The 24,419-nt window shown below is 68.3% G+C and carries 17 protein-coding genes and 1 tRNA gene; 6 read left to right on the top strand and 12 right to left on the bottom strand.

Annotation, left to right across the window (positions count from 1 at the left end):
• Positions 1-129 precede the first annotated feature (129 nt).
• Both LzC2_RS11930 and LzC2_RS11925 read right to left on the bottom strand, forming a co-directional pair.
• Positions 130-948 (bottom strand): NfeD family protein, encoded by an 819-nt coding sequence (locus LzC2_RS11930; protein ID WP_171187201.1) that lies wholly within the window; start codon positions 946-948, stop codon positions 130-132.
• 107 nt (positions 949-1,055) lie between these two features.
• On the bottom strand, positions 1,056-2,375 hold the full coding sequence (locus tag LzC2_RS11925) for a hypothetical protein (RefSeq protein ID WP_171187199.1): 1,320 nt from the start codon (positions 2,373-2,375) through the stop codon (positions 1,056-1,058).
• A gap of 344 nt (positions 2,376-2,719) precedes the next feature.
• Here LzC2_RS11925 and LzC2_RS11920 point away from each other — a divergent pair.
• A tRNA-Arg gene (locus LzC2_RS11920) sits at positions 2,720-2,793 on the top strand.
• Positions 2,794-2,830: 37 nt separating this feature from the next.
• Here the strand turns inward: LzC2_RS11920 and LzC2_RS11915 are convergent.
• The 5 genes from LzC2_RS11915 to LzC2_RS11895 all read right to left on the bottom strand — a co-directional run bounded on the left by LzC2_RS11915 (position 2,831) and on the right by LzC2_RS11895 (position 8,754).
• The gene (locus LzC2_RS11915) at positions 2,831-5,206 is read right to left on the bottom strand and encodes an ATP-binding protein (RefSeq protein ID WP_171187198.1); all 2,376 of its coding nucleotides are present in this window, start codon (positions 5,204-5,206) and stop codon (positions 2,831-2,833) included.
• A complete protein-coding gene (locus tag LzC2_RS11910; protein ID WP_171187196.1) occupies positions 5,203-5,844 on the bottom strand; it encodes a RedB protein in 642 nt (213 codons plus the stop codon). The genes LzC2_RS11915 and LzC2_RS11910 overlap by 4 nt, the downstream gene beginning before the upstream one ends.
• Positions 5,845-5,978: 134 nt before the next feature.
• Positions 5,979-6,779 carry a class I SAM-dependent methyltransferase gene (locus tag LzC2_RS11905; protein WP_171187194.1) on the bottom strand — a complete coding sequence of 267 codons (801 nt, stop codon included), beginning with the start codon at positions 6,777-6,779 and terminating at the stop codon, positions 5,979-5,981.
• 110 nt (positions 6,780-6,889) lie between these two features.
• The gene (locus tag LzC2_RS11900; RefSeq protein WP_171187192.1) at positions 6,890-7,567 is read right to left on the bottom strand and encodes a PEP-CTERM sorting domain-containing protein; all 678 of its coding nucleotides are present in this window, start codon (positions 7,565-7,567) and stop codon (positions 6,890-6,892) included.
• 149 nt (positions 7,568-7,716) lie between these two features.
• On the bottom strand, positions 7,717-8,754 hold the full coding sequence (locus LzC2_RS11895) for a cupin-like domain-containing protein (protein ID WP_171187190.1): 1,038 nt from the start codon (positions 8,752-8,754) through the stop codon (positions 7,717-7,719).
• Positions 8,755-8,967: 213 nt separating this feature from the next.
• Here LzC2_RS11895 and LzC2_RS11890 point away from each other — a divergent pair, with 213 nt between their 5' ends.
• Together LzC2_RS11890 and LzC2_RS11885 are read left to right on the top strand one after the other, a co-directional pair.
• Positions 8,968-10,458 carry a glycoside hydrolase family 130 protein gene (locus LzC2_RS11890; protein WP_171187188.1) on the top strand — a complete coding sequence of 497 codons (1,491 nt, stop codon included), beginning with the start codon at positions 8,968-8,970 and terminating at the stop codon, positions 10,456-10,458.
• Between the two features lie 97 nt (positions 10,459-10,555).
• Entirely contained in the window at positions 10,556-11,659 is a 1,104-nt protein-coding gene (locus LzC2_RS11885) for a glycoside hydrolase family 130 protein (RefSeq protein WP_171187185.1), read from the top strand.
• 22 nt (positions 11,660-11,681) lie between these two features.
• On the opposite strand, the gene LzC2_RS11880 is transcribed toward LzC2_RS11885, so the two are convergent.
• The 3 genes from LzC2_RS11880 to LzC2_RS11870 form a co-directional block, all read right to left on the bottom strand.
• Positions 11,682-13,160, bottom strand: a complete 1,479-nt coding sequence (locus LzC2_RS11880) for a hypothetical protein (RefSeq protein WP_171187183.1) — start codon at positions 13,158-13,160, stop codon at positions 11,682-11,684.
• 93 nt (positions 13,161-13,253) lie between these two features.
• Positions 13,254-16,928 carry an AAA family ATPase gene (locus tag LzC2_RS11875; protein WP_171187181.1) on the bottom strand — a complete coding sequence of 1,225 codons (3,675 nt, stop codon included), beginning with the start codon at positions 16,926-16,928 and terminating at the stop codon, positions 13,254-13,256.
• 68 nt (positions 16,929-16,996) lie between these two features.
• A complete protein-coding gene (locus LzC2_RS11870) occupies positions 16,997-18,043 on the bottom strand; it encodes a metallophosphoesterase family protein (RefSeq protein WP_171187179.1) in 1,047 nt (348 codons plus the stop codon).
• A gap of 206 nt (positions 18,044-18,249) precedes the next feature.
• Between LzC2_RS11870 and LzC2_RS11865 the strand changes: the two genes are divergently transcribed.
• Positions 18,250-18,648 (top strand): hypothetical protein, encoded by a 399-nt coding sequence (locus tag LzC2_RS11865; RefSeq protein WP_171187177.1) that lies wholly within the window; start codon positions 18,250-18,252, stop codon positions 18,646-18,648.
• Positions 18,649-18,652: 4 nt separating this feature from the next.
• Here LzC2_RS11865 and LzC2_RS11860 read toward each other — a convergent pair whose 3' ends face one another.
• Entirely contained in the window at positions 18,653-19,582 is a 930-nt protein-coding gene (locus LzC2_RS11860) for a hypothetical protein (RefSeq protein ID WP_171187175.1), read from the bottom strand.
• A gap of 203 nt (positions 19,583-19,785) precedes the next feature.
• Between LzC2_RS11860 and LzC2_RS11855 the strand changes: the two genes are divergently transcribed.
• Positions 19,786-20,286 carry a CinA family protein gene (locus tag LzC2_RS11855; RefSeq protein ID WP_171187173.1) on the top strand — a complete coding sequence of 167 codons (501 nt, stop codon included), beginning with the start codon at positions 19,786-19,788 and terminating at the stop codon, positions 20,284-20,286.
• Between the two features lie 387 nt (positions 20,287-20,673).
• Positions 20,674-23,799 carry a sigma 54-interacting transcriptional regulator gene (locus tag LzC2_RS11850; protein ID WP_171187166.1) on the top strand — a complete coding sequence of 1,042 codons (3,126 nt, stop codon included), beginning with the start codon at positions 20,674-20,676 and terminating at the stop codon, positions 23,797-23,799.
• 5 nt (positions 23,800-23,804) lie between these two features.
• Here LzC2_RS11850 and LzC2_RS11845 read toward each other — a convergent pair whose 3' ends face one another.
• Positions 23,805-24,230, bottom strand: a complete 426-nt coding sequence (locus tag LzC2_RS11845) for a DUF2237 family protein (RefSeq protein WP_171187164.1) — start codon at positions 24,228-24,230, stop codon at positions 23,805-23,807.
• Positions 24,231-24,419 lie beyond the last annotated feature (189 nt).

Raw genomic sequence — 24,419 nt, 5'->3', positions numbered from 1 at the left:
GGGTGGCGGGCGGCGCGGACCGGGGATCGGTGGCGAGACGCATTCTTGCGAACCGCAGCGTAGTCGCCGCGGAGAACCGGCGACAACGCACCGGCCTGACCGCGTCAACGTCGCGACGGCGCGAGCGGTTCACTTCAGACCCTCTCGCTCCGCATCTTCGGCGAACGGGTCCGCGACGGCGGGCTCGCCGGACGACGGTTTCTCAGCGTCTCGCCGCGGGGATTCCAGCGGCGTCTCGTCCTTCTTTCCGGGCACGTCCGGGGATTTGGTGGCGACCTCCGGGGACGCGACCCCCGGCAAATCGGTCGGCGGGGGCTCGGCCGGCGGCGACTGGTGGGCGTACCCCACCGGGGCGTCCGGCGAGATCTGGCCGCCGGGCCGATCCGGATCGGCGGCGATCACCGTGTCGGGCAACTCGTCCGGCGGCTGGAGGGCGGGCGGAACCGGGGCGTCGGCGAGCCGCACCAGCAAACGATTGCCGCGGGTGCCGACGACCTCGATCGATTCCCCCGCGTCGAGCATCAGCCCGCGAGCCTCGGAATGGTGTCGAACCCCGTCGACCTCGACCATCCCCCCCGGATTGTGCAGCGTCACGGTCGTGCCGCGGCGACCGACGGCGGCGGCGAGGGCCGCTCGCTCTTCCGTGAAGGACGCCGTTTCCTCCGGCGTCGGCGGTTCCTGCAGCAATCGTCGCCCGAACTCCGTTCGAGGCAACATGTAGAACGATCCGCCCAACGTCGCGGGAATCAGCACCGCCACGCAGCCGATATAGGCCCAGAAGGCGAGCATGTTCGTGCCCCACCACTCCCAGAATGCGCAAAACACGCTGCCGGCGAGGCAGCACATCGACAACGCCGCCAACAGGCCGCCGCTGGGAACGAACACCTCCACGACCATGACGGCCAGCCCCACCGCCAACAGCAGAAGGGCGTAGTGGCCGGGGTCCATCGAGCGTCGTGCCTGAGAGAAGGGAACGACAGCATCCTAAGCCGTTAGCGACGATGGACAACGCCGTCCGGCATGCTTCGCGGTTCCCTCAGACGGCCCCCGCCCTCTCAGCGGTCGCGGCCGACCAGGTCGCGGTACGGGACGAACGAATCGATCGGAGCCGGGCGGGACCGGGGGGCGGAGGAGGAAGTCGCGGGGCGGGAGTCCGCAAACGAGCCGCCCGGGATGGCTGTGCGGGCCGATGAGTCGGCGCCGGAGTCCGCGGCGGCGACTCGGCGACCGGAGGCCACGCGGGATTCGTCCGGACTCTGGGCCCGGACGGCGGAACCGTCGCCGGCCGGACGCGAGCTGGTCGCGGTCCGCACCGGAGTCTCGCCGTCGCGTCGATTCCCCGCGAGTTGCACGCCGTCCGGCAGGCTCAGCGGCTGACAACCCGCCATCACCCAGCCGTGCCACTCCTTCTCCAGATCCTTGACCGTCATACCGAAGTGCTTCTGGAGCGAGGCGTCCCAGCGTTCGAGCGGGTATTCCCAATCGATCCCCCCGCGCCCGCCGCCGGGGATTTGGCGGGAGGCGTCCTCCAGCGACTTCAGAAACGCCGCTTTGCCGCCGCGTTGAACGAGGTAATCGGCGAGGGAGTAGCCTTGGGCGTACACCTGCATGACCTTCGCCGCGTCGCCGGGACCGGGGTTGCGGGGGTCGCCGGGGTATTCGGTCTGCGTGATGAGGTTCGAGACGCGGTAGCGGTGCGTCTGCCACTGATCGACCAGCGTGTTCCGCTGCCGCATCCGTTCGGATTTGAACTCCGTCAGCGTCGCCGCTCCCTCATCGGCCCAGCGGGGCAGCGGTTTACGGAAGTACGAGGCGAAGATCGTGTGATTCACCTCATGGGGGATGACGGAATCGAGCAAACGTTCGCGGCTGCCTTCGACCTGCATCCGAAAGCCGCCCACCGCCGGTTCGGTGCGGCCGTTCTTGCGGACGGTGTGGAAGCCGAACGTCGTCGCCCCGCCGGCGCCCTTCCCCGGGAAGCAGGCCGTGACGGTGATCGGGCACGGCTCCGGCCAGTCCGGGATCGTCTTGCCGAGCCACTTGATCGCCAGCACTTCCCGCTGCCGCTCGGCCTCCATGCACACCTCGCGGGCGAGGCGAGAGTCCTTCGCGTAGCAGAGGAAATTTTTCGTCCGGTGCCGGCCCTGCCCGGCGCGGGCGGCGGTCCGTTCCAGCTCCGCCGCGTCGGCGTCGTGCGGGGCGGTCGCGGCTCGGAACGCGCCGTCGAAGCCGGCGGTGCGAGCCTCCGAGAGGTCCGGCTCCGCGGCGACCGGCGCCTCCGTCGGCGGCGCCAGTTCGGTCGGTTCGGGGTCCGGCGCGGCGGACACCGACAGCATCGTCGCGCAAAGCAGCGCGGGGCGGATCCAGGCATCCATGCCGGGGTTCTCGATCAAGCGGTCGGGAGTCGTGCGGGCGGCGTCCTGCTACCCATTCCACCGCTAAGCGATTGCCATGCCGCAGAGGTGAGTCCGGTCGATCATTTCTCGCAAGTTCTTGTCGGCGGGGGAGATGCAGCCTCAAGTTTCTTCACCTCCCAAGACCTTAGTGCCCTGAGAGCGGGGCCGGTGGAACATCTTGCAGGCGCATCCGACAATTCCTGAGGGCGAGTTGGGGAGGGTTCCGCCAGAGCGAACCCGCCGCGGTCGCCGCGGGTCAGACCGCCGCTGTTCCGCCTGTACCCGCGCCCGTCGCCCGGGACGCGGTTACAGTGCGGTCGTTCGCGCCCGTAGCTCAGTTGGATAGAGCATCGGACTTCTAATCCGGCGGTCGGAGGTTCGAATCCTCCCGGGCGCGCTGCGAACTCTCCGCGACGGCCCAGCGAGCGGCGCCGTTACGTCGCGGAGGGCTCGGCGGGCGCGTTCGACTCAATCGGATGCAACGCGGCGGTGAGTTCCGTGAGATCCGACAGCAAATCCGTCAGCGCCGCCTCGTCCCAGTCGGTTTCCGCGGCTTTCTCGAGAGCGGCTGCGGGCGCGGTGAAGCGTCCGTAGCCCAACGTCCCCGCGGTTCCGGCGAGTTTGTGGGCGGCGCTCGACAACCCTGCCGCGTCGCCTTCGCTCAACAGGGCGCGACACGCTTCAAGACGGTCCGGCAGCGACGCCGCAAAATCCGCCGCGATCGGCCACAGGTCGCTGTCCTCCTCGGACAATTCACAGCCGTAAGGGCGTTCCGACTGATCCTCAGTCGTCGGTCGCTCGATGGGCGAAGCGACGAACGTCGACTGCGGGGAAGGTTCTTCGATCGCGGCGCCCGCAACGGCGTCGGGGGCGATCGCCGTCTCGTCGTCTCTGGCGGGGACGAAGCGGCCCATCACGGCCAGCAGATCCGCCGGGCGAACCGGTTTGGAAAGGTAGTCGGAACACCCCGCGGCGACGCATTTGGCCCGATCGCCGGACATGGCGTGGGCCGTGAGGGCGATGATCGGCGCCGTGATCCCCGCGGACCGCATCTCGGTCGCGGCGGTATACCCATCCATGACGGGCATCTGCATGTCCATTAGGATTAAGTCGAACGCTCGATCGGCCTGGCTGGCGGCGAGCGCTGCCTCGAGGGCAGCATGTCCGTTGACCGCCTCGACGGGCGTTAGCCCGGCCCGTTGGAGCACGACTCGGATCAGTCGACGGTTGACCTCGCCGTCGTCGACCAGCAGTACGCGAGCATCGGTGCGGACCCGCCGTTCCGGGGCGATGGAACAGGCGTCGTCTCTGCTGAACGCTTCAGCGGGAATGCCCTCCTCGGAGGGGTCGACCCAGGCCACCCCTTTCAGATCGCCGGCGTCGACCGTCACGCGGAAGAGACTGCCCCGACCGCGGCGACTCGCGGCGACGATCGTCCCGCCGAGGGCTTCGGAGATCTGCCGACTGATGGACAGGCCCAGCCCCGTCCCGCCGTGGCGGCGGGTGACGCTGGCGTCGGCCTGGGTGAACGGGTCGAAGATGGCGCTGAGTTTGTCCGGAGCAATACCTTCGCCGGTATCGACGACGTCCACGGCGAAGAGATAGCCGCGACCGTCGGTCCGCCGCACGACCTCTGCCGCGAGCCGCACGCATCCCCCCGGGGTGAACTTGATCGCGTTGCCGACCAGGTTGAGCAGGATCTGCCGCAGGCGGGCCGAATCGGTGACAATCGTCGCGGGAACCGGCCCGTTCCATCGACATTCCAGCGAGAGTCCCTTTTCCGCTGCGACGACGCGCATGCCGCTCAGCACCCCCGCGAGGATTTTGTTCGGATTGCAGGCGATGCGCTCGAACGCCATCCGTCCGCTTTCCACCTTGGACAAATCGAGGATGTCGTTAATCAGGGCCAACAGGTGATCGCCGCTGCTGCGGATCGTGTCGAGATGCTCGTTTCGCTCGGCCGGCGGGCAATTCCCCGATCGGAGAACGTCCGTGAATCCGAGGATCGCGTTCAACGGCGTGCGAATTTCGTGGCTCATATTGGCCAGAAACGCGCTCTTCGCGTTGTCGGCTTGCCGGGCCGCGTCTCGCTCAGCTTGGGCATGCCGGTGAGCCACTTGCAGGGCCGCCCGCTCGCGGACGGTCAGGTCGCTCATTTTGCGCAGTTCGTTGGCGCCTCTCACGCAGCCCCACGCCAGGATGACGTCTTCGAACAACACCCAGCCGGCGTGTTCCAACCACCGCCACGGAGCGGCGGCGGCAATGCCGTACATGCTCTCCGGCCACCACCGTCCGCGAATGTAGTGATCCCCCGCGGTGAGAAGCGTAGGCAGAATCAACACTTTCCAGTCGCGATACGACGCCAGAAACGCCAGCGAACAGAAGATGTGAAAGTGCGTTTCGATCCGGCCGCCGGTGAGATGAATCAGCAGCGAACTATGCACGATCTGTGCGACGGCGATCGAGTGCCGAGTGATCGGCCGTCCTTGGTAACGGAGCGCCAAACCGACGGGCACGAGGTTCACGGCCCCCCCGATCAACGCCGCCGCGAAGATGTGGGGGTGCATGACGGCTGAGCCGCCCTCCCAGGTGTGCGGACTGAGCCAATAGGCCAGCCCGACCGCCGCCGCCCACTCGAGCGTCAACAGAACGGCGAAAATACGGTCGATCCGTCGAGCGAGGCGAACGGTCTGCACCTCGGCCCGGACACGGCCGTGACGACGCACGCGCTCTTCAACGCGGGCCTTCCGTTTCGTTTCGAACGCGACTCGGTCGCTGGTGCGGCTGGCGCCGGCATCCGTCAGCGTCATTGTTGGGCTCCGTTCGTATCGGCTCGCACCAACTGGCTCCGCGGAGCATGTGTGGGAGTCTGCAGGGAGCATCCGTAAACCGCCGCGTCGCCGTGCGGGACTCCGTTCAGCGCCGCGAGGAGAGCCTCCCCGCCCAGGCTGTCGCCGCAATGGCCGCGACCGGCCGTGACGCCGCCGGAGAACGTCCGCCGACCCTCGCCGTCGTAATACAGCGACGTGCCGCTGGTCGCGGCTCCGAATTGGTCCGCGAGGCGCCCCCCCGGGTCGGCGATGCAGGAGACCTGCGGGATCGCCGCAGCGGCGCGCCACAGGTCCGTCCGAGGCCACTCAGGGCCGGCGTCCGCTGGAGTGAAGAACACCGCGACGGTGTCCGGAGGCGCGTCCGCTGCGGACAGGATTCGGGCCAGTTCGCTCACGCTTGCTCGCGAGCACGGGCACTTGGGATGCAAAAACATGAGCAACCGCCCGTCCGGCCCGGCCGGCTCGAAGGTCGTCCCGTTCGGAAAGGAGTCGGCCGCGATCGCAGCTTGTCCCGGAGCAGACGAATAGTCCCAAAGCCGGCTCACGCCGTCTGCGACGACTGAGAACCAGCAAACGAAAACCAGCGGCAGGGCCACGACAGCGGCGAAGCGGGACATGTATTGGGGCGGATCTCGGGGGACGCTGAGACCCTGCGTCGTGGTTGGACGCGCTGCGGCGATCTTCCGACTCGCAGCCCCATATTTTGGAGCGGGGAATCCGCGCCGCCGTCGTGACCGTCGCGTCCCAGACGCTACGCAACCCGAAACTTCGCCAGCCAATAGGCTCTCACGGCACGTCGCCGAACGGTGCTCATTCCCAGGCCGATGAGCTTCAACATCCAAGGCATGCGATGGACGTTGCGAACCGCGATCTCCTTGAGCGTGACGGCGTCCTCGCAGGTCAGTCCGGGGCGCCATCCTTCGAGAGATCTCACCTCTTCGACCCCCCAGTCGAAGCGGGCCTCAAAATGCTTCAGCGTGTCGTGCCTGGACTGCGTCGCGACGCCGTCCGGGGTGAGGGCGTCGAACGTCAGCGTCGCCCCCGGCAAACGCTCGCCGAGCATGTCGATCACCCGTCGCACGTCAGACTCCGGCAAGTACATCAGCACCCCCTCGATGCAGACGAAGTAGGGCGGCGGCAGATCGAGCAACCGATCGATCCAGTCCCGCTCCAACACGGATCCGGCCAGCATCGTCCTGCGATTCGTCTCCTCGAAGTACCGGCGGCGGACGGCCATGCTGTCCGGGAGATCCACCTCCAACCAATGCGCGGCTCCGTCGTCGCAGCGCTCGTAACGAGTGTTTAAGCCGACCCCCACATCCGCCACCGTGCCGCCCGGATTCTCCGTGAGGAACGTCCGCAGCCAGTCGTCGAATTGCAACGTCCGCAGGGCGATGCCGATTCGGCTTCGAAGCGCCGACCGCGTGAAATGCCCGAATCGGTCGCCCAGGGCATCGACGATCTCGACGGCTTTGGGGTCGGAGAGAATCGACAGCCGACTGCGAGTGTCCGCGGCTCTGGCCCAGAGAGGGACCAGCAATGTTTGTTGCACCGGTCCGAGATCGAGTGCGTCGTCATTCGGCGACGTCGGGCGCCCCCGTGAAAGGCCGGCGGCGGACTCTGCGGCGTCGATCGTCATGCCGCACAGCGTACTGCCCGGCTCTATGCCTTCCCCCGGGCGGAAGCCCCATCCGTTCGGCAGGCTCGGCGGCGGCGAGTGCACGCCCACACGGATCCCGCTAGACCGCCCAACAGCAACGACGTGGGCTCCGGGACCGCCGCCGGTCCGACGAAATCTCCGCGGATCGCCACCGAATCCCAACCACCGGCGTCAAAGCTTCCACTGGTGGAGACATGCAGCGTGAAATCGAGCGACTCAACCGACCCAATATCTGAAATTACGACCTCGTTCCATGAATTATCGGGACCGTAGCTCCCGGGACCGGCGAGCGTTTCGGTCCGAACTTCGAGTCCTGCTTCGCTCGTCAGGGCGAGGGTGTACGACAGCCGGTCCGGCTCATCGAGATCGAATTCCAGCCAGGAGAAACTGAGCGAAACGTTTTCGTACTGACTGAGATCCAGAGTTTCGAAGACGAGATTCTCTTCTCCCTGCACGTCGCGAAGTCCCCAAAACCGATCGCCGGAATTCGGGTCGCTGGAATCGGGATTAATGAGCGTGCCGTAAACCGATTCAACGGAGTTGAAGGTTCTGTTCGAGCCGTCCCCGAATTGGTCCGTCGGTACGAACCCGTAGTTTTCGGCTCCCGCAGGAGGAGCCTCAAACCCTTGGAAACGGATCAGGCCCGCGCGGGCCGTCGAGTACGTTGCCGTCAGCAGCAAAAAAAGAACGAAAGCTCGCAATTGAAAATCATCCCATCGATTATCGGGCGATCTACAATGCGAACGCTCGCCTGACGCGACAAGGCAATTGGGCGATCGCGTCGGCAGAGGTGCAGCAGTCTAGTTCCTAATCGGACGAACCGTCGCAATTAGACGTTCGCCATTTCTCGCTCCGGCTCGGTGACGGGCATCGCCGCTGCGGACGCCTCACGAGGCCGAAACGCTTCGGGGGTCGGCTCGCCGTTCAGTTCGACGGTCGCATGCGGAGCCGTCGGATCGACGCGGAACGTCTTCGGGTAGTGATAGAGCGAGCGATTCTTCGTCACGTACTCCTGCACCGCCCGTCCCGCGAGATACGCGGCGGCCTTGGCGGAGTAGCCGAGGCCGCTCGTCGCCGTGCTCTTCAGCGGCAGGCCGAACCGGTCCCGCAACATGCGATTCGCGCGGTGGGCGCGGACGTACTTGAACGCCCGCGGGCTGTAATGCTCCGTGCTGACGGAGATGTTCAGACCGACGCGATTCTCGACCCGGTGCGGCGTGTTTTGCGGCCAAGTGATCCACTCACCGGGCTTCAGGTCCACCGCAAAGGCGTCTTCGTCCCAACTGGGATCGTAGCCGGCGTCCTCCTCCTTCTTCACCGCGATGATGGCTTCGAGTTCGTCCCGGGGGGTATCCGCAAGCCGCTTCGGATAGGCCCAAACCCGCTTCTCGCCGCTGACGTGCCAGAGAATGTTTTGCGGGACGTCGATGTGGTAATACACCATCGCCCCCGGGCTGCTGACGAGCACGTTCGCGCTGCGACGGGTGGCGGTGAAGCCGGGGCACGCGGCTTCCAGATCGTCGTAGAGCTTGTTGATCGCCGCGGCGGCCTCGGGCTGATGGTCGAGGATCTTCCGCATGTTCAGCCAGAGCCGGCCCTTCTTCAGAGCGGCGAGAATGTCCGCCGGGCTGAGGCCGTCGGTCAGGCCTTCGCTCCACTCCAGTACCGTCGGGTCGTGTCCCATTCGGGAGACGTTCGCCAGTTCCCGCGGGTGGCTCTCCAACATGCGAAGGATGTTCTCCTCCGTGAACAGGCCGGTCTCCGCGAGGCGGTGGGTGGCGGTGAACAGGCCGTTCTCGAAGGCGTCTGGCGTGCGGTATTCGGCGGGCAGGTCCAGCAGCGGGCCGTCGGGCAGAGCGGCGGACATGGGAGCGGTCGGGGCGAGGGGAGACGGGGGACATGCGGCCGGGGGGCGGCCGTCCCGCGAACGTAGGTCCGCAATCGGGCTGACGCGGCGATCAGGCGCTCCGCCCGCAGCGACCGAGGCCATCGTATGAGAACCTCGGTGCGGGTTTCCGCACGGTCGTTACAATCCGCGCGCCCGCCCCGTCCCTTCCTCTTTTCGTAAGCCTCCCGCCCGATGCAGGCCCGTCGCGTTCCCGGCGTTTCCATCACGCCGGACCCCCGCCGGGTGTTGTTCCGGCCGTTCTTCCCCGGCGGATCCGACCGCGCCCGGTCGATCATCGCCCGATTGATGACGCTCTCGGAAGCAGAGGTGCAGGCCGAGTTGGCATGGGTGACGGAGGAGTTCGGCGATCGGCACCGAAACCTCATCAAGTTCTTCGCCCGACGCTTCAACGAAGTCGGCCACCTCCGACTGACCGACGCCCCGCTGTCCCGCGAGCGGGAGCTGCTGATCGGCGCCTATTTTACCAACGAATACAGCCTCGAAGCGGCGGCGCTGTTCAACCCCTCGATGGTCTGGCACCCGGATCAATCAGGCTTGGAACGGGGGGAAAAACGCTTTCTCCTCAGTCTGAGGGCGACCGGCGAAGGGCACATCTCCAGCCTGCAATTCCGAAGCGGCGTGATCGGATCGCCGAAGGGCGGTTCGGGCAAAGGACAACGTTCTCCGCGGATCACGCTGGACCCCGTCACGGCGTACGTCACCACGCCGGAACGCACATTGGACCGTTCCTTTCAGCGGGCCTTGTTCGGCAAGAAACTGCTGGAACTCGGGGTGAAGTACGACTTCGTTCGGGCCGTGATGGGGCGGTTGGCGGAGCACTTCACGTTCTCCGAATTGCGGGACGTCGTGGACGAAGCCCGCCGAACCGAACCGATGCCCCCGCGCGCCGCTCAGGAGGCGGCTGACGCCGTCGTCGGTCTGGCGGAGAGCAACTACGAAATCCGCTTCGACGACGATCTGCCGCTTTGCGAGCGGATCATCTTCCCCTCCACTCCCAGCGAGGTGAAAGGGATCGAGGACGCCCGCTTCGTCGAGTTCACCGACGACGACGGCTCGATCATCTACTACGCGACCTATACCGCGTACGACGGCCGCACGGCGTTCCCTCAACTGCTGGAAACGCCGGACTTTTTGGAGTTCAAGAGCCATACGCTCAACGGCCCCGCCGTCGCCAATAAAGGGCTCGGCCTGTTCCCCCGCAAGATCGGCGGACGCTACGCCTGCGTCGGTCGGCAGGACGGCGAGAACATCTATCTGATGTTCAGCGACAACCCGAGCTTCTGGTACAAAAAGGAGATCCTCCAACGGCCCACGCATCCGTGGGAGTTCGTGCAGTTGGGGAACTGCGGCAGCCCGATCGAGACCGAGGCCGGGTGGCTGGTGCTGTCGCACGGCGTCGGGCCGATGCGGAAGTACTGCATCGGGGCGTTCCTGCTGGATCTGGACGATCCGATGAAGGTGCTCGGGCGGCTCCCGGAACCCCTGCTGACCCCCGCCGGCAACGAGCGGGAGGGCTACGTCCCGAACGTCGTCTATTCCTGCGGCGGACAGATTTTCGACGGCGAGGTCGTCATCCCCTACGCCATGAGCGACCACGCCAGCGGGTTCGCGACCGTTCCTCTGGACGCCCTGCTGGAGACGTTGCTCCGGCACCCCGCGTAACTGGCGAGAGTGCGGAGTCGGAGGTGTGAGGGAAGAATGAGCGGGCCGCGGCCGGAACGTTCGCTCCGCCTTCCTCACTTGCCTTCTGGCCACCGAGATGCGTCGCCACTCCGCCAACCCGCTGATCGTCGCTGCGGACGTCCGGCCGTCGAATCCGGCCTACCGCGTCCGCGGGGCGTTCAACCCGGCGGCGACGACGTTCGAGGGGGAGACGCTGTTGCTCCTGCGCGTCGCCGAAGACGTGCCCGCCGAACCCGGCCGGATCGCCGTGCCGCTGGTTCGGTTCGAGAATGGACGCGGCTTCGCGGACGTGTTGAACGTGGGGCTCAACGACCCCGGCGTCGTGCCCCGCGACACCCGCGGCGTCTGCGTGAACGGCGTCGAGTACCTCAGCACGTTGTCGCATCTCCGGTTGGCCCGGTCGGCGGACGGGGCCCGCTTCACCGTCGATGACGAACCGTTCCTCTTCCCCGCCTCCCCCGCGGAGCGATTCGGCGTGGAGGACGCCCGCATCACGGCCCTGCCCGACGAACGGGGCGACCTCACGTGGTGGATCAACTTCACGGTCGTCTCCGGCGACGGCTGGTGCACCGCGCTGGCCAGCACGAAGGATTTCCAAACCGTCACGCGACACGGAGTGATCTTCCCGCCGGCGAACAAAGACGTCAGCCTGTTCCCCGCCCCGTGCGGCGTCGGGGAGGCAAAGCGTTGGTGGGCGCTGCACCGGCCAAACAACGAAGGCTTCGGCAAGTCGAGCATTTGGACCGCGACCTCGCCCGATCTGCTGAGTTGGGGCGATCACCGCTGCATCCTGCGGCCACGCGCCGACGTACCGTTTGAGGGCGCGAAGATCGGCGGCGGCCCGCCTTGCCTGCTGACCGCGGCGGGCTGGGTGCAGGTCTATCACGGGAAGGCCGCCGACGGCAGCTACGCGCTGTTCGCCGCCCTGTTGGACCGCAACGATCCCTCGATCGTTCTCGCCCGCGGGGCCGACCCGATCCTCACTCCGGACGCGGAGTACGAACGCAACGGCTTCTTTCCCAACGTCGTCTTCGCGAACGGCGTCACGCACGACCCGCCCGGACCGGACGGCGTGCTCCCGGAGGAGGCGAACGTGCGCCTGTACTACGGGGCCTGCGACGACGCGACCTGCCTGGCGGAGACGACCGTGGGCGAACTGCTCGCCGGGACGGCTGGCTGAGGGCCCGACCCGTCGCCGCGATTCATTTCCCCGGCAGCGGGATCGGCGGGCCGTCGAGTCGATCGAGGTAGGGCGTGCGGAACGCCTCCCACTGCGTATGGACGACATCGAGGGCGGATTTCGTCGCGGCCCCGCCCTGCACCGCCAGCTCCATTAGCCCGCCACCGCCGGCTCCGCCGCCCAGTAGACCGCCCAAGCCGCCCATCGCTCCGAGGCCGCCGCCGTCCAGCAGTCCTTTCACCTGCGGGTCTTCGCGAATGCGACGAGCGAGATCAGGGTCGGCCTCGTTGAACCCGCGGACTTCGCGGAGCGACCAGATCGGTCCCCAGTTCCCCTTTGAGTCCTTTGCGAGGAACTCGCTTTCGACCGTCGCTTTCTGGGCGGCGGCGTCCATCGTCACCCGCGTCACCCGCACGCCAGTCCGACCGGCTCGCTCGGCCGCGTCGATCGCCGTCTTGTTGCGGTTCTGGCGCCGTTCGTTCTGGGCGCGACGCCCGAAGGCGTTCGGCTGGGATAATTCGTCCAGCAGGTCCCGGTATTGTCCGCCGGCCATCTGCATCATCAAAGCCTGTCCGTTGACGGCTTCGCCCGGCTTCGGGGTCTTCATCAGCGTCGAGCCGGTCCCCTGGAAGGAGAACTCGTCCAAGTAGGCGCTTTCCACGATCGCCACGCGGGCCGCCCATTCATCGTCGGATTGCAGCTTCGCGACGAACGGCTGATCCGCCGGCTCGTCGGGGATCGGCGCCGCGTTGTCCCAGGGCGCCGCGGGGACGCCGCGAACGTCGACGCCGGCCTCCCGCAAGCTCTCCTGCAGATCGTCGACCGAGCGATACGCCACGTCTCGCAAGCCCGCGTTCCACCCATGCAGGGCGATTTGACGGCGATGCGGGGCCGTGCGGTGCATCGCCTCGATCGCCTTGCGCGGCACGGACAGCACCGCCCACGGCCCGGTCGGACGGCGGACCGACGGTTCCGATTCCTCATTGGCGGATGCTTCCTCCTCCGGCTCATCGAGCACCGCCAGCCCTTCGTCCACATCCGCCAGCAGATCGGAGACGCGGTCGAACTCTCCCTCTAGGTGCAGCGAGAGCGACGGTTCGTCCGCCCGCCGCTCCATCCACGGCACGAGACGGTCGCGGAGCTGAGCCGCGATCTCGACGGGGTCGCCGGACTTCGGAACCGCCGGCGGTTGTTCGACGACGGGGGCCGCGTCCGACTGCTCCCACGCCTTGGTCAGCCCCGGATAATCGAGGTCGACATCGTCTCGACGGACGGCGAACCGCACCGTGCCCGGCGGGTTCTTCCGGACCTCCCCGCCCCCGGCGGCCTCGGCCACGCCGGCGAATACGCCGAGCAGTTCCCCCTTCCCGCCGCCCGGGAGCGTGACCGTCAACCGATCAACCGCCCGGCGATGAATCGACGGCGGCGCCCCGTTGGAGTGAGGGACGACAAGAAGCGACGCCGCGGCGGTCGCCGCGACGAGGGTGGGACGAAACGACATGAGCGAACGCTGCGGTCGGGGGGAGGTGCGGCCGGTAGCCGCATCCTACGCCTCTTCCCCGCCGCGTGGGGGACGGTCTCCCGCGGAGGCCGCTCAGGCCGCCCGTAAGGCCCGGGCGCGAGGTTCGAGCACCTGCGGCACCGGCTCGAACCGGTCCGCGGCGTCGTTACGAGGCAGCCAGACGGGATCGACGCCGCCGGCCTCGAACAGATGAGCGAGGTGCAGGTGGCAGGTGAAGAACAGCACTTGGCGAGCCGGGCGAACTGTGCCGTCGGCCCGTCGCTCCTCTGCGCAGAACGTGCGGAGCGTGTCGAGCGCCGCTTCGGTCCGCAGTTGATCGAAGTTCACCAGCACGTCGTCCAGCACGACCGGCGGGCGAAGATCCAAGCCGTTGCCGTCGATCTCGGCTCCCGTGGACGTCTCGTCGGCTTCCGCCACGTGATCCATCAGACCGAGACGAATCGCGAGGTAGAGCTGTTCCCGGGTGCCGCCGGAGAGAGCGTCCGGAGCCAACGCGGCGCCGTGCCGATCTTCGACCAGCAGCGTGCGTTCGCCCAGCGGACTCCAGACCCGACGATAGCGGCCGTCGGTCAGTTGGGCGAGATATCGCCCAGCCGACGCCAGCACGGCGGGTTGCCGCGTGCGTTCGACATCCGCCCGCATGGAGGCGAACGCCCGTCCGGCCAACTTCGCGGCGTGCCAGCGTTCCGTGGCGTCCTTCAACTCCCGATTCACCGTGGACAGTTCGAGCCAGATCGCGTCCCGGGCGTCGTCCGCGGAGAGTCCTTCCAACTCCCGCGACACGCCGCCGCGGCGTTCCTGGGCGGTGCGAAGCTCGGTCTCCAGGTCTTCCAGTTCGGCTTCGAGCCGGACGATCGCCTCGCGGTTCTCGGCGGGGTCGTAGGCGGCGAGATCCTCCTCCTGCACGGCGAACTCGGAGGATTCCTCCGCGGCAGCGGCGAGGTCGGCTTCGGCCATCTCGAGCAGCGCCGCGACCTCCTGCCGCTTCGCGGAGCCGCCGGCGAGCCGCTCGTACGCGGCTCGGTTCGCCACGCCCGCGGCTTTCAACAGGGCGTTCGCCTCCGCGTCGCTCGCTTTCACGGCGGCGCTCAGTTCGTCCGCTTCAGCCTTCAATCGGTCCGCTTCGGCGCTGCGGCGCTCGCGTTCGGCGCGGCGATCGGTCAGATCGTCCAGTTCCTCAGCCCATCCCGCGAGCGCGGCGGGGGCGGAACCCTCGACCGGACGCTTGAGCGTGCGTCCGAGGTCCGTGATGCGGGCGGAGAACGCGGCCAAGGCCGCAGTGAGATCGTCCTGGCGGGCGGCGGCTCCGGCGGCGGCGTCGCGGAGAGCCTGCACCTCGCCGGCGCCGGGCGCCTGCGAGGCGGTCGGGACCGGGACGGGGACCGCGATTCGCTTCTCAACGACGCGCGTCGCCCCGCCGGAGAGCCGACCCGCGGCGTCCGCGGCGAGCTTCAAGGCTTCGCGGTGCTCCTCCCGCCAAGCGGCGAGGGCTTCCTTGGTTTTGACGCCTTCGGGCAGACCGACGGCCTCCAGCGCCTCGTACCACATCTGCCGACCGGCGGTCAGATCGCCCTGTGAACGACGGATGCGGTCCCGCAACGCGGACAACGCCCGCCGACGTTTCGCATGGAGGTCGGCGGTATTGGCGACCCGTTCCAGCTTCGCCCGGTCTCGTTCGACGTTCAGCAGGGCGTTCGCGGCGGCCTTGGAACTCCATTCGCCGCGGCCGGGGCCGCCCTTGCGGGTGCGGAATCGGGCGGGGTCCAAGCCGGCGGTCGTCAGCAGCTTGCGAATCTCCTCCCGCGTCTCCACCAGATCGCCCTCGGAGGCTCGCACCCGGGCTTCCGCTTCGGCGGCGGCGTCCGTCAGCACGGACTCCATATGGTTTCGCATCTGCCACCCCAACCCGGAACAGCACAGGCCGAGCAACAGGTAGATCCCCCCCGCGATCCAACCGTCCGTCACGCCTTGCGCCAGTCCGAGCAGCCCGAACGCCGCCCCGCCGAACATAAAGACTCCGAAGCACAGGCCGACCCACGGCGGTACTTCAAGCCGGGCGGCCCACTCGTCCGGCCGCAGACCGCCGGCGGTGCGACCGCCGGACAGCACGTTCTCTTCGCGAACGAGGTCGTTCAGCCGCGTGAGCAGCGCCGCCCGTTCGTCCGCCGCGGCGAGCGCCTGAGCCGGATCGTCCACGCCGACCGCCGCGAGCAACTCCGCACGCCGGGCCTCGCGCTTGCGGAACAGGCGATCCTTCCGCTTATAAGCCCGGGTGAGGCGGCGATTTTTCAGCCCGGCAGCCCGGTACGAAGCGGCCGCGTCCGTGAGTAATTCCTCCGCATCCGGCGACACGTCGACGCCGTTCGGCGACCGCGAGAGTTCGAAGTCCGCCGGCTCCGGACGCACCACATCAAAGTCGATATCCGACGAGTCGTGCGACTCGCGCACGAGCTCTCCGAGAGACGCCGCAACCGCGTTCGGATCGGCGCCCGCCGCCGCGGCGAGTCGCAGGAACCGCTGCGAGTCCGCGGCTTCGCCGTCGGAGGTGAACCGGGCGACGAAGGAGGCGGCCTCCTCATCAGTCATGTCGTCGAACGATTCAGCGTCCCCGCCGGCGTCGATCTGCTCCTCGAGACGGTCCGCCCGTCTGGCGAGGGACGAGGCGGTCTCCGCGGCGGCGTTCCGCTGACGGGTCGCATCCCCGGCCCAGTCCGTCAGACCGGCCAGCGCGCGAATCGCCCCGGCGTGCTCGACGAGTCCTTCGTCGAACCGCACATCCTCGGCCCGTTTGCGGGCCTCGTCAGCCCGTCGCCGCGCGTCGGTCAGACGTTTCGCGGAGGCGTCCCGGTTCGATTCCGCGGCGATCAGCCGGGTCAGACCGTCCGTCGGAACGCCGGCCGCTCCGCCCAGCTTGTTCAGTTCGCTGCGGAGATCGCGGACCTGCCGCCACGGACTATGGACTTTGCCGACGTACCGTCGCCCCCGCAGGTCGTTCCGCAGGCGTTTCTTTTTCCGTTCCAACCGCCGGAAGGTTTTGTCGAGGCGGTTGAGGTCCGCCCGCAATTCTCCCGCCGCGGCGCGGCCGTCCGGGAGGGCGGCGAGTTTGGCGTCCAGCCGATCGCGGCGGCGCATCAATTCCGCGATCCGTCCGCCGACCGGCGCGTCGTTCGCGTCGAGCCTCAGCAGGCCGGCGGCGGATTCTTCGGCAGCGTCGGACGCGGCGAGGAACCGCCGGCCCGCCGGTCCCAGCGAGACTCCGTGCACATGGGAGGCGACGTCCGCGTGCTCCAGCGTAGCCAGTTCCTGGAGCTCGTAGATCCCCAGCGCGTAGACGTTGCGATACAGTGCCTCGGAGAGTCCGCCGAGCCGCTCATGCAGCCATTCCTCGCCGTGCACCTCGCCGAACGGATCGGTAACCGTCAGCCGACCGCGGGGGTCGCCGCCGGGTTCGCGGAACCGCCGGAGGACGTGCGGGGCGCCGTCGATCTCCGCGTGAATCGTCCCGTCCCAGCCCTCGGTGGAATCGACCCGGCCGGAGCCGCCGCCGTTCTGCGAGAGACCGCGTTGCTTGAAGCCGTGTGTGCTGAACGGTTCGTAGCCGTACAGCACGCCGCGGACGAACCGCATCAGCGTGGTCTTCCCCGCTTCGTTCGGTCCGTAGAGGAGGTTCAACCCCGGCCCGGCGAGCGGCAGGGTGAGATCCCGCCAGACGCCGAATCGGGCGATCTCGATGTCGGTGATTTGCACGGCGGGTCCTTCCGCGACCGGGGGAATTCAGGGTGTGAATCGTGAGGTGAGCAGCCGCCGCCCGACGACTAACCGGCGGAGAGCAGCGGGGCGGCGAAGCGGGTCGCTAAGCTGCGAACGCGGTCTGCGTCGGGGGCGACGCCAGCGAGCGCGGGGATCGCGTCGCCGTCGCCGAGGGGGTCGAAATGCGAGAGGGCTTCCGCGAACGCCGCCGCTTCGGAGGTCTCTTCGTCGCGGTCCGCGAAGCGGTCGGGATGGGGCAGCACGGCAATCGAGTGCATCGCATCGCTGCGACTGAGCGACGAAGCGAGGTCATCCGCCCCGTTCGACAGAAGCGAGTCGCCCCACGGTCCGACGAGCAACGTCCAGTTGACGATCCGAAGGCGTTCGCCGGTCTCGCGGGCCGGGGCGGCCTCGCGGAGCGTGACCGACAGGTCGTCCGGCTCCTCCGAGAGTTCGAGGACCGGCGCGAAGAATCGCACCGGCCGTTCGCCCCGCGGTTTCGACCGAACGCCGCCGGCGCCGGTCGTTTCCGGCAGCGTGAGCAGCGTGCCGGGGGCGGCGCCGGAGGCGGAGAAGAGGGCGTCGCAGCCGTCGGCGTCGGCATCCGGGTCGGCCGTCACGCCCAAGACCGGTAGCCCGTCGGGCACCGGGAACGTGGCCTGGCCCGCCAGCACGCGGACCGCGGCGATCGCCTTGCCGTCGCGGGGCAGTTCGGTTTCGCTGGCCTCATCGTCGGCCAGTTGAGTGAGCGACAGGTCGTCCGGCAGCGGTTCGTCCGAGACGGCAAATACGGAGACGTCCGCGGCGGCGAGCCGTTCCAGGCCGCTTCGCAACGCCCGCTCCGCCCGCAGATCGGCGGCCGGATCGAACACCCGGCCGGTGAGGATCAGCGCGTCCGCCTCTTTGATCGCAGCATCGACTAGCGACTCCCAAGTCGTCAGCGAGGCCTCGGCCGCAATCGCGGCGGCCTCGCTGGACAACGCCGGCAGATTTGCGGGGATGGCGCCGAGCAGGAGATCCGCGACGCACAAGACGCGGGGCGGGCCCGTCCGTTTGTTATCCCGTGACGACGAGGCGGACCGGGAAGTGCGGCGAGCGTTCTGCGGCGGCATGGCGGGCGGATCCGTCCGTCGGCGTCCGGGGGACGGGACCGGATCATCGTCGTCGCCCGGCCATCCGCGCGCGTCGTTCCCGTTCCCTGGGGCGCGGAGGATACGCCGACGACGGACCCGGGGGAACCCCGGTCGTCTGGGGCGGGTGGAACCGGCCTCGCGGTATACTGTCCTCCGTGCCTTCGACTTCGCCCCCGCCGAACGATTTGTCCGCGCCCGACGCGGCCTCCCGCACCGGCGGGAGCGAGGCGAAGGACGCGTCGCCTTCGTCCTCAGCGCTTCCCAGTCGATGGGGCGTGGGGGTCGCCGCGGCGGGGTGTCTCATCGCCGCCGCCGTCGTCTACGTCACGAGGCCGGATCAGACGCTGTGGTGGGCCGGGGCGATGCGGGTCGGCATCGTGATGGGCGCCCTGTGGTTCGCCCTGCCCGGCCGTGGACAATCCGCCGCGTGGGCGTCCTGGGACTGGAAGGCCGTGGGCTTCGTGGCGCTGTGCGGCCTGCTGTCGTTCCGGGCGCCGCAGATCGGCGTCCCGTTGTTGGCGGGGTGGTGGTTCTGGCGCTGGCTGAAGTCCGTGCCGCCCACCTCTCTCACCGCGGATCGCTGACCGACTACCGGAGCGAAGCGCCGTACGGCCCGACCGGCGGAGCGGCGGTTCTCAGGCTCGCCTGTCGGACCTGCTCCCGATACCGGCCCGCGGCGTAGACCCGTTCGGACAGTTGGCTCAGTTCGACCTTCCGCCGCGGCAGCACGCCTTCCATCTGCGCCGCCAGTCCCTCGACCCACACCGGACGCGTCTGCATCGAACGATCCATCAGGTGGGCGAACAGGCAGACCTCCTCGAAGTTGCGGTCCAGGACGACGTTCGTCACCGGCGAGATCAGCTTCGCCGCCGCGCCAATCGCCCGGCTGGGGAAGGAAATAAACAGGCTCGCCCGGCCGACCGCGATCGGCGTTCCCTCGGCATCGAAGGCGGTTTCCGTGTGCAGGTGGAACAGGCAAGTCGCCTGAACCGGGTCTTTGAGAACCGGCGATTTGAACTGCCCCTCGACCAGCACCAGTTGGTCCTTCTCCCCCCGCAACAGCACTTCAAACAAGCCGATCGAGCCGTCGCCGGCGTCGCCTTCGTAGGTGTTCGGGCCGGTCTGCCACATCTCGCAGCCGCTGACGCCCAGGATTCGCCACAGAGCGACCGCCACGTCCGGGTGATGGACGAAGTATTTCAGGCCGTCCTCATGGATGGGGAACCGCAGCACGGGCAGCGTGCGGAACAGCGTGGCGTCGTCCAACGCCTGCGCCGCCTTGCCCCGGGCGACGGGGGCGAGTGCGTTCAGCGGAAGTTCGGTCTCGGCACGGCGGCGGGCGCGAGAGGAGCCGGTCCCCGCCTGCACCGTCACGATCCGCTCGCGAGCTTCCGCGGCACGGTCCTCGGCATCGGCGGCCATCACGCTCGAGGAAGCTCCGAGGGACAGCGCCGCGACCGCGAGCAGCGACCGGATCGGCGCCGGTCCGAGATGATGGTGGGCGGAGCGGTACGACATGGGAGGATCCGCGAAGGAGAGGGGAGCCGCCGAGCGACCCCGGCCGGGGGGGATCGACCGGCTCGACCCCGTGAACCGGCATGAACCGTCTACGCCCGGCACAGCCGGCACGGCCGCTATCGCCCGAACACCCGGCGCTCTCGTTATCTGCGTTAGAGGGTGTGCAGCCGCTAAACTCGCCGCACTCGCTTCAGGCCAACCGCATGACCTCGCTCCAATTAGCTGCCCGACGCCTGTCTGGCTTACTCCGCGAACGGCACGAGTCGCTCGTGCTCGCCGAGAGCTGCACGGGCGGGCTGGCCGCGGCCTCTCTCGTCGGGGAGCCGGGAGCCTCCGAAGTCTTGGCGGGGTCGTTCGTCACCTATCAAACCCGCAGCAAAGCCGCGTGGCTCGGCGTGCCTGCCGCGATGCTGCGGCGACACGGGCCGGTGAGTGAAGAAGTCGCCGCCGCAATGGCAGCGGGGGCGGCGGCGCTCAGTCCGCACGCGGAGATTGCCGCGGCCATCACCGGCCATCTGGGACCGGAGGCTCCGGCGGGCGAGGATGGGCGACTGCTGATTGCGGTCCGCATCTCCGCTCGCTCACCTGTCGTGACGGAGCGCCGGCTGCCGGACTCCGTCCGAGGTCGTCGCCAGCGACAAGAAGCGGCGGCGGTCCACTTCTTGACCACGATTTCCGACGCCCTGTCGGCTTCTGCCCCCTGAGATCTCATCAGGGAAAAGAACGACCCCCGGAACCGGAGCGGGTGGGACGGGAACGAGGTCAGGCGTTCAATCGCGGCTTGCGAAGTGGTCAGGCTACGCGCCAAACGATCACCCCCACGACCTCATTCCCACCGCGTCCGGCCACGGGGGCCGAGTGGGATCAGAAAGAGATGCAAACAGCGGGCCGATCGACTGGTGTCGACAGTCGTCGATAGGTCTGTCGAATGGGTGTCGAGACTCGAAATATTCTGTATTAACAGTGTGAAGGCTGTCGATCCGTTCCGCTTGGAATTTGTTTGACGAAAGCGAAGCCTTGCGGGTTCTCTCTCTTTGGTGTGAGGTGTCACCGACGTTTCGACACTTCTCGACACCTCTTCGACACCTCGCATGAGGATCTCTCCGGCTAGCGCTCGGTATCTCGCTCCCGCTGTCGGGGCGGCGGCGTTGCTGGCTGCGATCGGGGCGATTACCTACGCGTCGGTGTCGCCCGATCTGCGGTTGCGGATTGAGTTGGCGGGCGATTCAAGCACGGAGGGCGTGACGCTCGTCGCCACGGATGGAATGCGGGTTTGGGGCGACCCGGATGCAGATCGGCCGGAGCCGGGCGATCTGCTGCACTCGCTCGGGGGGCGAACGGTGAACGGTCCCGTCGACTTCTACGTGGCGTACGATCCGCTATTTCGGATGGGGCCAGAGAGCTTCTTTCGAGCCAATTCTGACGATCCGTGGCTCCGGTTCGGCTTTCTGCCCGAGCAGCCGTACGTGGAGGATCTTGCGGGGCGTCGCTATGTCCGGGTTCGGTTCAGCCGGCCGACGGCCGTCGGAGAGGAGGACCGCATTCGGTCGGCTTACATCCGCATTCAGGGAGTGCCGGTCGGGCGGATGGGGTTGCTGGTGGTCTGGGTGCTGTTACAGCTCGGGTTGACCGCGGTCGGGGCGGCGGCGTCCTGGTTGCGGCCGTTCGATCGGGCCGCCCGCCTGTTTTGTCTCATGACGGCGACGACGGTCGTGGCCGTTTCCGGGGCGTCGCTGTGGTGGGCGTTGGCGCATTCCTCGGTCACGCTCCTCCCGATGACGGTCGCGACAGCCTTGTTGCCCTCCGTGACCCTGCACTTCTTCCTCGCCTATCCTCGCGCGCTGCCGGCGCTTCGCGATCACGGAGTCGCGGTCCGCTTCGCCCTCTATCTGCCGGCTGTGGCGACCGTTCTCGTGACGACGGGCGGCGTGCTGGCGTTGGGACATCTGTCTCGAGAGGACTCGACCGCGGCCGAGGCGGCGAAGCAGGTCGTCTTGACCGCCCTGAGCTGGGGCGCTCGCAGCGTGATCGGACTGGCGGCGGTCGGCTTCGCGTTGACGATCGCGGCGATCTGGGTCCACTGGCGGCGGGCCACGTCGCCGATTGAACGGGGGCAGTTGCGGCTCATCCTGTTCGCGGCGGCGGGCAGCGTGCCCGCCGCGGTCTTTCTGCTCTACCTGGCGGCGATGGACCGGGGCGCCTTCCTGCACACGTGGGGCTTTCTGCCGGTCCTGTGGATCAGCCTGCTGTTCTCCGGCGCCTACGCCACGGGGATGGTGAAGTACCGGCTGCTGCGGGCAGACGAGGTGCTGCGGGGCAGCCATCGGTTGTTGCTGGCTCGGGCCGCGCTGATGATCGCCGCGGGGGCGTGCGTCGCGGCCGCGGCCCGGGTCGACCGGGTTCTCGACGTCCCGCTGTCCCCCACCGGGTCGACGCTCGTGCGGGCGGCGGCGGCGGTGCTCGCCGCGGGGGCGGTCATCGCTTTGTTCAACATCTTTCGGGAACGTCTCGATCGGACGTTCTACCGCGAAAAGTATCGTCTCGATCGGGTCCTCCGGTCTTTCAGCGGAGGCCAGAACGCGGCTCGGCAGGCGGCCTCGGACATCGTGGCGGCCTGTCGGGAGGTGCTTGGCTGCGAACAGGCCGCGGTGTACCTGCCCGACGGAGACGGCCACGAGTTGCTCCGGGCCGCAGCGATCGGCGATCTGTTTCCGGACCGACTCTCGCCCGCGGATCTCACGCCGGCCGAGGCGACCGACGTGGACGATCCGCGCCGGCCGGTCGCTGCGGGGCCGGTTCGTTCCGCCTCGGTCCGGGCCGCGACGGGGGCGGAGACGATCGTGCCCCTGGTCGTCGCCGAAGGCCGGGAGGACGACGGGGGAGCAGCGGCGGGCTGGGTGCTGTTGGGGCCGAAAGACGATCGCACCGCCTTGTCCGCGGAAGATTTGACGTTTCTGGAAGCGATTACCCGTTCCGCGGCCTCCGCGATGCGGGAGAGCCGGGTCCGGGGGGAGTTGGAACGTCTGCGGCTCAGCGTGCGTCGGCGGGACGAGCGGCGGGAGCGCTTGGAAAAGCGGGTCGCATCGCTCGAGACGGAACTGGCCGGGACGCTGGGCGGAGACGTGGAGGCGCCCGTCGTGGACGGGTTCGACCGCGGCGGACTTCGGGGCGCAGGGCCAGCGATCGACGGCGTTCTCCGAACCGCGGCGAAGGCGGCCCGCAGCGACGTCACGGTGTTGCTCCGCGGAGAGAGCGGCACGGGAAAAGAGTTGCTCGCACGGGCGATCCACGCGAACGGCCCCCGGTCCGGCGGGCCGCTGGTCGCGGTGCATTGCGCCGCCCTCTCCCCCGCCCTGCTCGAAAGCGAGCTGTTCGGACACGTGAAGGGCGCGTTCACCGGTGCCGAACGCGATCGACCGGGGCGGTTCGAGCAGGCCAGCGGCGGGACGCTGTTCCTCGATGAGATCGGCGAGGTGCCGCCCGAGACGCAGGTCAAGCTGCTCCGCGTGCTGCAGGAACGCACCTTCGAACGCGTCGGCGGCGACCAGTCGATCGCGGCCGACGTGCGCGTCGTGGCGGCGACGCACCGCGATCTCGAAGCGATGATCGCCGCGGGCACGTTCCGCGAAGACCTGTTCTACCGGCTCAACGTTTTGCCGATCGCGCTGCCCCCGTTGCGGGAGCGGCCGGAGGATCTGCTCGAACTCGCGGATGCGTTTCTGCACGAAGCGGCTCGAAAACAGGACCGGGCGGTCACCCGCATCCATCGAGACGTCGAGGCCGTGCTCCTCCGGCACCGCTGGCCGGGCAACGTGCGGGAACTGCGAAACACGATGGAGCGGGCGGTGGTGTTGGCGGAGTCGAACACCGTCACCCTCGCCGATCTGCCGGCGGAGTTGATCCCGCTGCGAGATGCCGACGTCCCGGCGCCCGTTCTCCCGAATCCGAAACCTGAGGGGCCGGCTCCCGTGGCTCCGACCACGCCGGAATCGCGGTCTTGGAATCGCCCGGAGGCCGCACCGCGCCGCTCGCCGGAATCCTTGCCGGAGAAATCGCCCGTCCTGACGCCTGCCGCGGAGCGGGAGGAGGCGGAAAAGCGACGCCTGATCTCCGTGCTGGAGGCGTGCGAGGGCAACAAGTCGAAGGCGGCACGGAAGATGGGCCTGCCGCGAAGCACTTTTTACAGCCGCCTGCAGAAGCACGGCGTCGTGCCCTAACCGATTCAGTCGGCGGCGTGCTGTTGGAGTTCTTCCAGCGAGGCGTATTCCAACGCGGCCATATGGGTCGCTTCGAGCACGACCATCGGAGCCTGTCCAGCGTCGTAGGCTTCTTTCCAACGCGGCGCGCAGAGACACCACTGATCGCCGGCTTGCAGACCGGGGAATCCGTGCATCGGCATGGGCGAACTGAGGTCGTTGCCGCGGGCCTTGCTGAACGCCAGGAACTCGTCGGTCATCACCGCGCACACGACGTGCACCCCATCGTCGCCCATCCCGGTGGAACAACAGCCGTCCCGGTGCCAGCCGGTCAGCGGGGCGTGCGAGCAGTCCTTCAGTGCTCCGCCCAACACGTTCCTCCCTTTGCGGCGGGCGTCGGGGGAAGCGGACCGATCGGGTTCATCGGGGCGGTCTTCGGCGGCGGCGGCCATGCGGGAGGCGACGTTGCGGTGCGGGTCGGGCGCGGCCCAAGTTGCCCACGGAGGCCGACGGGCGAAAGCGAGAACGGATGCGCCGGAGCGAATCGGCCGGAACTTTCGTCGCCTTCGGAACGTCCGCCCCCGGTACGGTGGCCTTTCGCCGCCGGTCTCCCCGCCCCTCGCCCGGACACACCGATGTTC

Origin of the sequence: Alienimonas chondri, assembly GCF_013036045.1 — a bacterium.
Classification (GTDB): Bacteria; Planctomycetota; Planctomycetia; order Planctomycetales; family Planctomycetaceae; genus Alienimonas; species Alienimonas chondri.
The sequence above is the reverse complement of the archived record's forward strand: the minus strand, read 5'-3'. Positions and strand labels throughout refer to the sequence as shown.

Bases quoted from the DNA above. Each gene is read 5' to 3' on its own strand.
- LzC2_RS11930 (WP_171187201.1), bottom strand. From the start codon at position 948: ATGGACCCCGGCCACTACGCCCTTCTGCTGTTGGCGGTGGGGCTGGCC.
- LzC2_RS11925 (WP_171187199.1), bottom strand. From the start codon at position 2,375: ATGGATGCCTGGATCCGCCCCGCGCTGCTTTGCGCGACGATGCTGTCG.
- LzC2_RS11915 (WP_171187198.1), bottom strand. From the start codon at position 5,206: ATGACGCTGACGGATGCCGGCGCCAGCCGCACCAGCGACCGAGTCGCG.
- LzC2_RS11910 (WP_171187196.1), bottom strand. From the start codon at position 5,844: ATGTCCCGCTTCGCCGCTGTCGTGGCCCTGCCGCTGGTTTTCGTTTGC.
- LzC2_RS11895 (WP_171187190.1), bottom strand. From the start codon at position 8,754: ATGTCCGCCGCTCTGCCCGACGGCCCGCTGCTGGACCTGCCCGCCGAA.
- LzC2_RS11890 (WP_171187188.1), top strand. From the start codon at position 8,968: ATGCAGGCCCGTCGCGTTCCCGGCGTTTCCATCACGCCGGACCCCCGC.
- LzC2_RS11885 (WP_171187185.1), top strand. From the start codon at position 10,556: ATGCGTCGCCACTCCGCCAACCCGCTGATCGTCGCTGCGGACGTCCGG.
- LzC2_RS11880 (WP_171187183.1), bottom strand. From the start codon at position 13,160: ATGTCGTTTCGTCCCACCCTCGTCGCGGCGACCGCCGCGGCGTCGCTT.
- LzC2_RS11870 (WP_171187179.1), bottom strand. From the start codon at position 18,043: ATGCCGCCGCAGAACGCTCGCCGCACTTCCCGGTCCGCCTCGTCGTCA.
- LzC2_RS11860 (WP_171187175.1), bottom strand. From the start codon at position 19,582: ATGTCGTACCGCTCCGCCCACCATCATCTCGGACCGGCGCCGATCCGG.
- LzC2_RS11855 (WP_171187173.1), top strand. From the start codon at position 19,786: ATGACCTCGCTCCAATTAGCTGCCCGACGCCTGTCTGGCTTACTCCGC.
- LzC2_RS11850 (WP_171187166.1), top strand. From the start codon at position 20,674: ATGAGGATCTCTCCGGCTAGCGCTCGGTATCTCGCTCCCGCTGTCGGG.
- LzC2_RS11845 (WP_171187164.1), bottom strand. From the start codon at position 24,230: ATGGCCGCCGCCGCCGAAGACCGCCCCGATGAACCCGATCGGTCCGCT.